This is a genomic window from Herbaspirillum sp. 1173, from assembly GCF_031455335.1.
Lineage (GTDB): Bacteria > Pseudomonadota > Gammaproteobacteria > Burkholderiales > Burkholderiaceae_D > Herbaspirillum > Herbaspirillum huttiense.
Map to the genome: position 1 here is coordinate 38,022 of NZ_JAVDSP010000013.1, position 12,030 is coordinate 50,051.

The 12,030-nt window shown below is 60.9% G+C and carries 8 protein-coding genes and 1 tRNA gene; 2 read left to right on the plus strand and 7 right to left on the minus strand.

Features of this window, described 5'->3' with window-relative positions; genetic code table 11:
• Positions 1–11 precede the first annotated feature (11 nt).
• Positions 12–1,202, plus strand: coding sequence for an AGE family epimerase/isomerase (locus J2X56_RS25735; RefSeq protein WP_310163887.1), 1,191 nt, complete (start codon positions 12–14; stop codon positions 1,200–1,202).
• Positions 1,203–1,211: 9 nt separating this feature from the next.
• Here J2X56_RS25735 and J2X56_RS25740 read toward each other — a convergent pair whose 3' ends face one another.
• The 3 genes from J2X56_RS25740 to J2X56_RS25750 all read right to left on the minus strand — a co-directional run bounded on the left by J2X56_RS25740 (position 1,212) and on the right by J2X56_RS25750 (position 4,954).
• Positions 1,212–2,021, minus strand: coding sequence for a TIGR02285 family protein (locus J2X56_RS25740; RefSeq protein ID WP_409025231.1), 810 nt, complete (start codon positions 2,019–2,021; stop codon positions 1,212–1,214).
• A gap of 53 nt (positions 2,022–2,074) precedes the next feature.
• On the minus strand, positions 2,075–3,499 hold the full coding sequence (locus J2X56_RS25745) for a diguanylate cyclase (protein ID WP_310163893.1): 1,425 nt from the start codon (positions 3,497–3,499) through the stop codon (positions 2,075–2,077).
• Positions 3,500–4,123: 624 nt separating this feature from the next.
• A complete protein-coding gene (locus tag J2X56_RS25750) occupies positions 4,124–4,954 on the minus strand; it encodes a MetQ/NlpA family ABC transporter substrate-binding protein (RefSeq protein WP_310163895.1) in 831 nt (276 codons plus the stop codon).
• A gap of 467 nt (positions 4,955–5,421) precedes the next feature.
• On the opposite strand from J2X56_RS25750, the gene J2X56_RS25755 reads away from it, so the two are divergent.
• Positions 5,422–6,486: an HNH endonuclease gene (locus tag J2X56_RS25755; protein ID WP_310163898.1), complete on the plus strand. Its 1,065-nt coding sequence runs from the start codon at positions 5,422–5,424 to the stop codon at positions 6,484–6,486.
• Between the two features lie 148 nt (positions 6,487–6,634).
• Here the strand turns inward: J2X56_RS25755 and J2X56_RS25760 are convergent.
• The 4 genes from J2X56_RS25760 to J2X56_RS25775 all read right to left on the minus strand — a co-directional run bounded on the left by J2X56_RS25760 (position 6,635) and on the right by J2X56_RS25775 (position 11,842).
• A tRNA-Met gene (locus J2X56_RS25760) sits at positions 6,635–6,711 on the minus strand.
• Positions 6,712–6,804: 93 nt separating this feature from the next.
• On the minus strand, positions 6,805–7,761 hold the full coding sequence (gene miaA, locus J2X56_RS25765; protein WP_310163902.1) for a tRNA (adenosine(37)-N6)-dimethylallyltransferase MiaA: 957 nt from the start codon (positions 7,759–7,761) through the stop codon (positions 6,805–6,807).
• Between the two features lie 10 nt (positions 7,762–7,771).
• Positions 7,772–9,724 (minus strand): DNA mismatch repair endonuclease MutL, encoded by a 1,953-nt coding sequence (gene mutL / locus J2X56_RS25770; RefSeq protein WP_310163905.1) that lies wholly within the window; start codon positions 9,722–9,724, stop codon positions 7,772–7,774.
• A gap of 144 nt (positions 9,725–9,868) precedes the next feature.
• A complete protein-coding gene (locus J2X56_RS25775) occupies positions 9,869–11,842 on the minus strand; it encodes a methyl-accepting chemotaxis protein (RefSeq protein ID WP_134135389.1) in 1,974 nt (657 codons plus the stop codon).
• Positions 11,843–12,030: the final 188 nt, after the last annotated feature.

Sequence of the window (12,030 nt, forward strand, 5' to 3'; positions counted from 1 at the left end):
CCGGAGCCGGCATGTCCCTTCCCGATCTCGAAAGCCGCGCCTTCCTGCAGGCGCATGTGGCCGATACGCTGGCCTTTTACGACCGCCATGCCATCGATCCCGAGGGCGGATTCTTTCACTACCTGAAGGACGATGGCAGCGTCTATGAGCGCAGCCATCGGCATCTGGTCAGCGCGACGCGGCTGGTCTTCACGCAGTCCATGGCGTATCTGCATACCGGGCAATCACGCTATCTGGAACAGACGCGCCATGCCCTGGCGCATCTGCAGCGCTTCCGTCATGCAGAGGGACCGTTGGCCGGCCTGTATGCCTGGACCCTGCGCGATGGCCAGATCGAGGATGGCACCGTCATGGCCTATGGCCAGGCCTTCGTGCTGCTGGCATTCGCGCAGGCACACCGCGTCGGCCTGTGTGATGCTCAGCAGGTGGCGCAGGCGTATGAACGCATGGAGAGCGCCTTCTTTGAGCCTGCGCATGAAGCGTATGCGGACGAGATCACGCCCTCCGGCGAGCTGATTCCGTATCGCGGCCAGAACGCCAACATGCACATGTGCGAAGCCTGCCTCGCTGCGCATGTCGCCACCGGGCGCGCGGTCTACCTGGAGCGTACGCAGTTGCTGATCGAGCGCTTCGTGTTTGGATTGGCACGGCAATCGCAGGATCTGGTGTGGGAGCATTATCGTCAGGACTGGTCCCTGGATCACGACTACAACCGCGGCAACCGCGACAACATTTTCAAGCCATGGGGCTTCCAGACCGGCCACCAGACCGAGTGGGCCAAGCTGCTGCTGATCGCCCATGCACAGGAGCCGCGCCCGGCCTACGTGACGCGTGCTGCCGAATTGCAGGACGCGGCGTGGCAGCATGGCTGGGATGCCCTGTATGGCGGTTTGATCTACGGCTTCGATCCGGACCTGCGGCCGTATGACACCGACAAATATTTCTGGGTCCAGGCCGAATCCTTCGCCAGTGCATGGCGGTTGTGGCGCGTGACCGGGGAAGAACGTTTCCGCCAGCAGTATCACGCCATCTGGGCGTGGAGCTGGGCGCATCTGGTCGATCATCATCACGGGGCCTGGTTCCGCATTCTGGCCGCCGATGGCAGCAAGCTGGAAGACACCAAGTCGCCCGCCGGCAAGGTCGACTATCACACCATGGGCGCGTGCTGGGATGTGATGGAAGCGGGCGGCCTGCGCGAGTGAGCAACACGCTCAGGGAATCTTCAGGAACACCTTGTCATAGATCTTGCGGATTTCCGCTACCGATTCCGGATCGTGCCATTTCTCGACGATGGCGCGATACGATGGCTTGGCGCGTTCGGCCAGCAGGACCTTGTTGACCTGCTCCACCACTTGCCGGCCCCATTCGTTATGGGGGCACATCACGCGATTGAAGACGACTTCATTGGCCTCCTGCATCGGCAGCGCCACCAGTTCGCCGGCATGGCCCATGGCGCGCGCCTGGTCGAAGGCCAGCAGCGGCAGCTCAACCATGTAGTCAAGGCGACCGGCCAGCAGCATGCCGATCGCTTCCATCTGTTCGGAATAATTTTCACGCGGCGGATAGGTGGCCAGCAGCTTGTCCACCGTCGGGCTGTAGGAGCGGTCACGCATCACCGATGTAGTCAGCCGAGGGTCTTGCAGCAAGCCCGTCAGCGAGGTCCGGTGCCTGAATTCCTCCACGCGATCACGCCGCACGATGATACGCAGTGGCAGGAAGATCGACATCGGCAGGGAGAGGTAGCCGTAATGTTCGCGCTCCGGGGTCTTGAGCATGCCGTTGAAGCACCAGTGACTGCCCTTGCGGATCTCGCTGTTGATGCGCGGGAAGGGGGCCTCCAGTTCGACGTGCTCGTAGCCGGGCATTTCCTTTTTCAGCACGTTGAGGGTGAGATCGAAGATGCCCTGATGCGCGAATTCTCCGCTGCGAATCATGTAGGGCGGCACATTGTATTTGCCCCAGGTGATCTGGTCGGCTGCCATCGCGATGGGCAGCATGGCCGCCAGGCACGCGCAGCACATCAGATGGGAGAGGGGTTTGAGCCAATGACGATGGAGCATGCGCGACTTCCTTTTCAGATGGGGGCAGCGGAAGACGACGGCGGCAACGCCGGTGCCAGCAACACACGATTGCGGCCATCGGTCTTGGCTTGATAGAGTGCCCGGTCGGCCGCTTGCAGCAAGGATTCCAGCCGCGCGTCGGGATGGGCCGGAATGCACCAGGCCACGCCGGCGCTGATGGTAATGCGGCCCAGAGCGGATCCGGCATGCGGCAGGTTCAGCGCATGGATGGCATCGCACATGCGCTGCAGGATGTGCTGGCCCTGGAGGCCATCGGTCTCGGCGAGGATCACCGCGAATTCTTCACCGCCATAGCGCGCTACGGTTTCACCGGCGCGGCCGATGGTGTGCTGCAGTGTCTGCGCTACCTGGCGCAAGACCGCATCCCCGGCCACGTGGCCGTAATGATCGTTGTAGGGTTTGAACCAGTCGACGTCGATGAAAGCCACCGTGAGCGGCTTGGCGTGGCGCAGGCTGCGCCGCCATTCGTGATCCAGTGTCTCGTCGAAGCTGCGGCGGTTGGCGATGCCGGTGAGGCCATCGGTGAGGCTGAGTGAACGCAGACGTTCGTTGGCCTGCGCCAGATCACGCGTGCGTTCGGCGATGCGCAGCTCCAGCGATTTGTTGAGGGCGCGCAGGGATTCCTTTTCCTGTTCCAGTTGCGCGTAGAGCGCGCGGTTCTGGCGTGACTGCTTGCGCAGGCTGGACAGCATCGCGTTGATGGCATCGGCCAGGAAGTGCAGCTCATGGCGCGTGCGTCCGCGCAGGCGGATGCGTTGCGGATTGTCGGGGTGATCGGGCTGGTTCAGATCCTGTCCGCGCACGAAGTCCGACAGCCGTGTGATGGGCCGTCCGAGCCAGCGATGGAAGACGTAGAGGAAGATGAACCACAGCACCAGCGTCTTGATGACCGAGTTGATGAGGATCAGCGTAAAGCCGTAGGCCACCTTGCGGATCACCACCTGGCGGCTGGAATAGACGGTCCAGGCACCGATGTCGTGGGTGACGCCGTGTTCATCGCGATAGAGAATCGGGAAGCGATGGCTGGTGGCGGCATTGAAGAAGCCCGGCTTGACGGTACTGCGCGCGCCGTCGGCGTCGACGTGGATCTGTTTGCCATCGTGATCGATGATATTGCCCTGGGCCATCACCAGCTTGCCTTGCGGGTCTTCGATCTTCACCCCGGTGACCACGGGCAGGTTGCTGATGCCGCGCAGGGTGGCCTTTTGCACGTCCCCCTGGAAGCGCCAGGTGGAGCTGGCCAGGCTGGCACCGAAGGTCAGGTCCATGGCCCGCAATTCGTTGTCCACACCGGATTGCGTGTGCTCATATTCAGCGCCAAGTTGCAGGCAGGTCACGATCAGCGTCACCAGAAAGTAACTGCCGAAGATGATGCGCAGCAGATGGACTGCCAGGGAATTCTTGGAGAGCAAATTCATGTTCTTGCGTAGCGGGTTGCCTTGCTCAGGAGTTCGCGCGTGCGTGCAACGCAATGCAGATGCGGTATGCAGACATCGTGCCAGCGCGAGGGGTGCGGGCAACCGATGGCGAGACGCTGCGTGGCGTCATGGCGTGGTGTGCAGGCAATGCGGCGATGGTTGTAGCCACGGCGGACCAGCGCGCATTATTACGGATGCGCTGCTTTGGCATGGCGTGGAACTGCCGCATTGAATCTCCTCCCGCGGATGTGATGAGGGCCGTTAGCGGGCCGCTTAATTGCTGGTCACGTGCGGGGTAAATTCTAACGTCAGGTGTTGCTGAGATGTTGGTGAAAGCTGCTTGAACGTAAGCAAATTGTCCATCTCGTTCGCATCATTGCCGCCGAGGCAGGAGTGTTGGTGAGGATTGTGCGCTCGCCGTTGCCCTGCGGCATGAGCGGAGATCCTTCGCAGGTTTGATGCGCTGACTGTGCGGCGCAGGGTGCGCTGGAAATGAACAGCCGTCACCGTGATGACGACTGTTCGGCTTGCCGGGCTTGCGCGCGTACTTGAGTTGCAACTGCCAGGATGAATATCAACCGCGCGCTCGTTTCCAAGAAAGTTAACGATGCTGCGTAGGGTGGCTTACTTCTTCAGCCAGGCCAGGCGATAGAGTTTCTGGTCGTTGAGATAGAACGCCTGGATACTGCTGCGCACTGCTTCCGAATTTTTGTAGATGGTGAGGAACCGGGCAATGCGCGGATCGTTTGTCTTGTCGCTGCGGGCCACGAACTGGATGGCCCAGGAATCATCCTCGTAGCTGGTATAGGCCAGTCCCTTGTGCGCATCGAAGGCTTTGGAGGCGATGATGAAATAGGGGAAGCCCTGCGCCAGATCCACATCGGGCGTCACGCGGACCAGTTGCGGTCCCTCGACCTCGACGAACTGCAGCTTCTTGGGATTGGAGACGATGTCGGCCTGGGTGCCGAGCAGCCCTGTGTCAGGGCGTAGCGTGATCAGGCCTGCGTGCTGCAGCAGGCGCAGGCCGCGGCCGACGTTGACGGGATCGCTGGCGATGGCCACCTTGGCGCCGTTGGGCAGATCGGCCAAGGAGTTGTATTTGCTGGAGTACAGGCCCAGGTAGGAGAGGATGCCAGCCTGCACGCTGGTGAGCTTGAATCCCTTGCTGCGCACGGCATTGGCCAGGTAATTGCTGTTCTGGTAGTAGTTCAGGTCGATGTCGCCGGCATCCAGTGCGATGTTGGGTGTGGCCCAATCGCTGAATTCGATGACTTGCACATCCAGGCCTTGTTTTCTGGCTTCCTTGGCGGCGACTTCCACGGAGTCGGCGAAGATGCCGGGGACTACGCCGATCTTGAGCGGTGCGGCCAGCACGGTGCTGGCGACGGTCAGGCCTGCCAGCAATGCGGTGAGTTTGGGTATCCAGCGTTTGGTGATCGAGGGGAAAGCAGTCATGGAGGGCCCGTTTGCAAGAAAGGTCAGAGGGGTGAGAAGCGGGAGCCCAGTATAGGCAGGCACCTTCAGCGGCCCAACAAACGATTTCGCATTAGCTTCTTGGGGATTCGAGTAAGCGTGGCAGGGGGGGGCGTCCGTCGGTGTCGTGTCATGTCGCACGTTCCACTTCGCGCGCTCGGTCGGGGAGGGACTTCGCAGCGTAGATGCGCTGCGGACACACTGTGCGATGAAAACAAAAAACGCCCATCTTTCGAAGAGGTGAGTTTTTTCGGACGGCGCTGCATACGATCCAAAGCTATCTAGTCTTGAACTTCTAGGCTTTCAATCAGCAAATCGCTTTGCATTACTTTTCTCAACGAAGTCTTCCGACCAAGTCATTCTATTTATACGCATCGAAATAATTCTAGGTATGGAGTGTATTATTGATTTTCACTTGACTAAATGTCTATTCAAGAAAATCAAAATTTATGGCTACCTGGATTAGCGATATTGTTTCAGCGCTATTAAATTTGGGAGGTACGGCTTCCTATGATGACATCTATGCGGAAATCAAACGCATTCGAGGCAGTTCCTTGCCAAACTCTTGGCAAAATATTATCCAAAGAGAAATTCAAGCGCATGCCAGTGAATCCTTGGATTTCAAAGGTCAGCCACTTTTTTACTCGGTTAACGGCCAAGGTTCCGGCGTATGGGGATTGTTGTCGGCGTCAAATAATGGAGGTGGAAATTCGATTTCCCCAGGCGAGCCAGTTGGCATTCGAGGCAGTATTCTTGAACATGACCGGAACATTAACCGTCACCGCAATCAAGCCTGGTCAAGAGACGAACTGATTTTAGCTCTCCGGTTGTATCTTGATTATAAAAAATCACCTCCTGGTAAAGACAGTGTGGAGGTTAAAGAACTGTCTGAAGTTCTGAATAAAATGGGGAGCGCGCTTGGAATAAGCAGTAATGGAACATTCCGTAACGCGAACGGCGTCTATATGAAACTAATGAATTTTAGGCGCTTCGATCCCGATTACACCGCGGATGGCAAGGTTGGGCTGACTCGAGGAAACAAAGATGAAGAACGAGTATGGCGCGAATTTTCCGGTGACGTTGAAAGATTGCGGCGAGTTGCCGAAGCGATTTGCATCGCAGTGGAACAAAGCCCTTCAATACTTGGCGGTGATGACGAGCCTGGAATTGAGGAGGCCGAGGAGGGGCGTGTTTTGACTAGAATACATCGCGTTCGTGAACGTAAACGAGGACTCGTTGAGCAACGAAAAAAGATTGCACTCAAGACTCACGGTCGTTTGGCGTGTGAGGCATGTGGGTTCGATTTCTCGATTAAATATGGCGAAGTCGGGCAGGGAATCATTGAGGTTCATCATACTAAGCCGGTTCACATGCTGACAGAGGGCGACAAAACCAAGCTAGAAGATCTGGCTCTTCTGTGCGCCAATTGCCATAGAGTTGTGCATTCCTCCAGGCGTTGGTTGAGCATCGACCAGGTGAAGGCGGCCGTCAAAGATGCTCAAGGTCGTTGCTAGGTCGTGATATGCATTTTTTGATTTTTGATTTGATTGGATGATGGAATCTAGCTGAACGTAGAAAACAAAAAACCCGCCCTTCTTTCGAAGAGGCGGGTTTTTCGGACGGCGCCGCATACGCATGATTGCACATGCAGCGACGGGTATCTGGTGGTGATAGGTGGACTTGAACCACCGACCCCAGCATTATGAGTGCTGTGCTCTAACCAGCTGAGCTATATCACCAGGAGGCAAGCCCGAGACTATAGAGGTCCAATCGCCTTCTGTCAATACTTTTTCCGCATTTCCCTCTTAATTTTATCCACAGGCCCCGGCAGCTCATCCGGCGCGGCGTTCCGCCAAGGCTTGCTGCACCCGCGCCAGCACCTCGGCGGTTGCCTCCGAGCGGTTGCAGTCGATGCTGACGCGCTCCGGCATCGAACGCAGCCAGGTCAGCTGGCGCTTGGCCAGTTGCCGCGTGGCGGCAATGCCTTTCTCGCGCAGGGCCGTGGCATCGATGCTGCCGTCCAGGTATTCCCACATCTGGCGATACCCCACACAACGCATCGACGGCAGCCCCAGATGCAGGTCGCCCCGCGCACGCAAAGCGGCGACTTCACGTTCCAGCGCACCACCGCGCAGCATCAGATCAAAACGCAACGCAATGCGCTCGTGCAGTACCGCACGGTCAGCCGGTTCCAGCGCCAGCGGCAGCATCTCGAACGGCAGCGGCTCAGGCGGCTTCTGCGACAGCAAGGACGACATCGGCTGCCCCGTCAGCAAGCTGATCTCCAGCGCACGCTGAATGCGCTGGCTGTCAGTCGGCTTCAGTCGCGCAGCCGTGACCGGGTCCAGCGTCGCCAGGCGCGCATGCATGGCCGGCATGCCGATCCGTGCCGCCTCCTCGTCGAGTTGCGCACGCAATGCCGGATCGGCCTGCGGCAGCTCATCCAGCCCGTCGCGCAGCACCTTGAAATACAGCATCGTGCCGCCCACCAGCAAGGGCAGCTTGCCGCGCGATGCAATCTCCAGCGTGAGCCGCAGCGCATCCTGGCGGAACTGCATGGCCGAGTAAGCTTCGGTCGGGTCGATGATGTCGATCAGGTGGTGCGGCACGGCCGCCAGCTCTTCCGGGCTGGGCTTGGCGGTGCCGATGTCCATCTCGCGATAGACCAGGGCCGAATCGACGGAAATGATTTCGCAGGGCAGGTGGCGGGCAATCTCCAGCGCAGCGGCAGTCTTGCCGGACGCAGTGGGGCCCATGATGGCCACCGCCAGAGGCAGTTGCTGGGTCATCACACGATCCTTACTGGCCACGCAGGAAGAGCTTGTCCAGATCCGACAGGCCCATCTGGGTCCAGGTCGGACGGCCGTGGTTGCACTGGTCGGAACGTTCGGTGGCTTCCATCTGGCGCAGCAGCGCATTCATCTCCGGCAGCGTCAGGCTGCGATTGGCACGCACCGCCGTATGGCAGGCCAGCGTACCGAGCAGTTCGTTGCGGCGCTCCAGCAAGACACGCGAACCGCCGTACTCGCGCACATCGCGCAGGACGTCGCGGGCCAGCGTCTGGGCGTCAGCGTTCTTCAGCAGCGCCGGGACGGCACGCACGGCCAGCGTGGTCGGGGACATCACGGCAATGTCGAAGCCCAGGGCCGACAGCGTTTCCTGATGTTCTTCCACCGTGCCCACTTCCACCGGATCGGCATAGAAGGTGACCGGAATCAGCAGCGGCTGCACGAACATCTCGTTGCCATCGAGCGCGGTCTTCAGTTGCTCGTAGAGGATGCGTTCATGCGCGGCATGCATGTCCACCACCACCAGGCCGGCCTGGTTCTGCGCCAGCACGTAGATGCCATGCAGTTGCGCCAGCGCGAAGCCGAGCGGGAAGTCGCCGTCCGGCAGGGGGGCGGCGGGCTGTGCAGCGGACTGGAAGGCTGCGCTGTTGAAGCCTGCCGCCGCATTGCCGCTGTCGCTCTGCCCGGCAGGCTCGCTGCGGAACATGTTGCCGTAGGCCGCGCGGTCCTGGCGTACGCCGAAGCCGCCGCTGCCCGGTCCGCCGTTGCCGGCAAAGGAGAACGGGCGCGGTTGTTCGGCGAACTGGGCGGAGAAGCTCTGCTGTTTCTGTTCGCGCATCCAGGGCAGCGGGGCATTCGGGCCACTGGCGGGAGCGGGCGCGCCCTCGGCGCTCTCGGTCTGTTGCTGCGGCAGATTGCCGAAGGACACGGCCGAGGTCTGCGCCAGCGCGCGCGAGACCGCGTGGAATACGAACTGGTGCACCGCACGGCTGTCGCGGAAACGCACTTCGATCTTGGATGGGTGCACGTTCACATCCACCAGCGCCGGGTCCAGCGTCAGCGACAGCGCATAGGCCGGATAACGGTCGCCATGCAGCACATCCTGGTAGGCGGCGCGCACGGCGTGGGTGAGCAGCTTGTCACGGACGAAGCGGCCGTTGACGTAGAAATACTGGCCATCGGCGCGTGCCTTCGAGGCCGTCGGCAGGCCGACGAATCCATGCAGGCGCAAGGGGCCCGCGCTCTCGTCGAGCGGCAGGCGCGCGTTGGCGAATTCGTCGCCGAGGATGTGGGCGCTGCGCTTGGCGAATTCACCGACGTTCCAGTGATCGACCGTCTTGCCGTTATGCGACAGCGAAAAACTCACATCCGGACGCGCCAGCGCAATACGCCGCACGACCTCGGCGCAGTGGCCGTATTCGGTCTGTTCGGACTTGAGGAATTTGCGTCGCGCCGGGGTGTTGAAATACAGGTCCTGCACGTCGATGGTCGTGCCCTGTGCGCCTGAGGCCGGGGCCACGGTACCAAATTGGGAGCCGGTGATTTCCCATGCATGCGGGGCATCGGCGGTGCGGCTGGTTACCGTGAGCTGGGCCACCGAGGCGATCGAGGCCAGCGCCTCGCCGCGGAAGCCGAGCGTGGAGACATTCTCCAGATCGGTCAGCGACGCAATCTTGGAGGTGGCATGGCGCGCCAGTGCCAGCGGCAATTGCTCCGGTGGAATGCCGCGTCCGTTGTCGGTGATGGCGATGCGCTTGACGCCGCCTTGCTCCAGGCGCACGGTGATTTGCGTGGAGCCGGCATCGAGCGCGTTCTCCAGCAATTCCTTGACCACGGCGGAAGGACGTTCGATCACCTCGCCAGCAGCAATCTGCGAGATCAGCTGATCGGGCAGGGCCTGGATGGGGCGGTGAGACAGGGCGGCAGCCGGTTCGGAAGCGGGGGAGGAGTGCGGTGCGTTCATGGCGGGATTATACCTGCCGACGCCAGGGGCCGGATGTGACGAAGCCGCCCGGGGGCGGCTTCTTGGGAGCTGATGCGATCAGGGTTTTCTGCAGGGCAATCCGCGGATCGCCGCGCAGAAAATCATGCAAACGATATAAATGATTTACACACGGAAGGTGCTCACTGCGGCAGCCAGGCGCTCGGCCTGCTGCTGCAGCGATTGTGCAGCGGCTGCGGCCTGCTCCACCAGCGCTGCATTCTGCTGGGTGCTCTCATCCATTTGCGCGATGGCACGGTTGATCTGGTCGATGCCTTCGCTCTGCTCGCGGCTGGCGGTGGTGATCTCGCTGATGACGGTGGAGACGCGCTGCACGCTGGCCACCACGTCGTTCATGGTGTTGCCGGCCTGGGAGACCAGCTGGCCGCCACCGGCCACGGTCTGCACCGAGGCGTCGATCAGTTCCTTGATTTCCTTGGCGGCCGAGGCGCTGCGCTGGGCCAGCGTGCGCACTTCGGTGGCGACCACGGCGAAGCCGCGTCCCTGCTCACCGGCGCGGGCCGCTTCCACCGCCGCGTTCAGGGCCAGGATGTTGGTCTGGAAGGCGATGCCATCGATCACGCTGATGATGTCGACGATGCGTTGCGAGGAGCTGTTGATGGCATCCATGGTCTGCACCACCTGACCCACGACGTCGCCGCCGTGGCTGGCCACTTCCGAAGCGGAACCGGCCAGTTCATCGGCTTGAACCGCGTTGGCGGCATTCTGCTTCACGGTCGAGGTCAGCTCTTCCATGGCCGAGGCGGTTTCTTCCAGGGCACCCGCTTGCTGCTCGGTACGCGAGGACAGATTGAGGTTGCCGGCGGCGATCTCGCTGGCGGCGGTGTTGATTTCCTCAGTCCCGGCACGCACGCTGGAGACCACTTCCGACAGGCCCATGCTGATACCGTTGAAGGCGCCCATCAGGCGGCCGATCTCGTCGCTGCTGTGCACGTGCAGGCGGGTGGTGAGGTCGCCGCCGGCGATGCGGTCGGCGGCATTGCACACCGCATCGAGCGGACGGGTGATCATGCGGTTGATCATCACCGTCAGGATCGCGCCGAGCACCGCCAGGAACAGCAGGCCCAGGCCGATGTAGAGATTGCGCATGGAATTGACTTCGCGCGTGATCTCATCGACTGCTGCTTCACCGACGATGACCCAGTTCCACGGGGCATAGTGAGTGAAGACCGCGATTTTCTGGCGGCCATCGCTGCCGGTGTAGCGCAGCTGGCCTTCCTTCTGCTGCACCAGGGTCTTGATGTAGGTGTCGCCGCCGGCATCCTTGGCCTCGATCAGGTTGCCGCCTTCTTCCTTGCCTTCGCGCGGGGCACCGGCAATCATCACGCCCTGGTCCTTGCCTTCGCGGCCATTGAGCGCGTAGAAGTTGCCGGTCTCGGCGATCTTGAGCGACTTGATCTGGTCCTTCAGCGCCTTCACGTCGGCCGAGATGTCGATGCCCACGTAGAGCGCCGCGATGATCTGGCCAGCGTCATTCTTGAAGGGCACATACTTGGTGATGTACTGCTTGCCGAACAGAGTGGCCAGGCCGCTGTAGCTCTTGTCGGACTTCAGGGCGGCATAGCCGGGATGGGCGCGGTCAAGCAGGGTGCCGACGGCGCGTTCGCCGTTTTCTTTCTTGACGGAAGTTGACACGCGCACGAAGTCATCGCCGGTCTTGGCGAAGATGGTGGCGGTCACGCCGGTGTGGGCAGTGAAGCGGTCGGGGATGGAGAAATCCAGGTTCAGTTCGCGGCCATCATTGGACAGCACCGGCGTGGCGCGGTCGCCAATCTGCACGGTGCGGCTTTCGTCCAGGGTGAGCTTGCCGAATTCCTTGTCGAACATGGTGGAGAAGCGGTCCACCTGGCTGTTCACCGAGCGGTCGAAGATGCCCACCATGTTGGCCACGCCGCGCGCGTCGTTGCCCATCTGTTCGATGGAGCGCGATTCCACCATGCGTGAAGCGGAGTAAGTGATCAGCATCAGTGCGATCACGAAGACGATGCCCACCAGGGCTACCGTCATGGCAGTCAGTTTTGCACCGACCGAGCGATGAAACAGAGATGCGCCGCGCGCATCAGACATTGCATTAGCCATGGCTGTTGTTGTTCTTGAAGTCAAAGGGTGTGGAAAAGCAAATACCGAACCAAAACTATCCGAGGACCGATGGCGATCGCTGACTACGCGCTCATCTCGCCATCGTTTGCCCTCCTTCTTTCCGTCTTCCGGAAGGTCCTGCAACACAGTGCCTGCGTACCGATGACAGCTTGGCCGGAGGAGCGGCA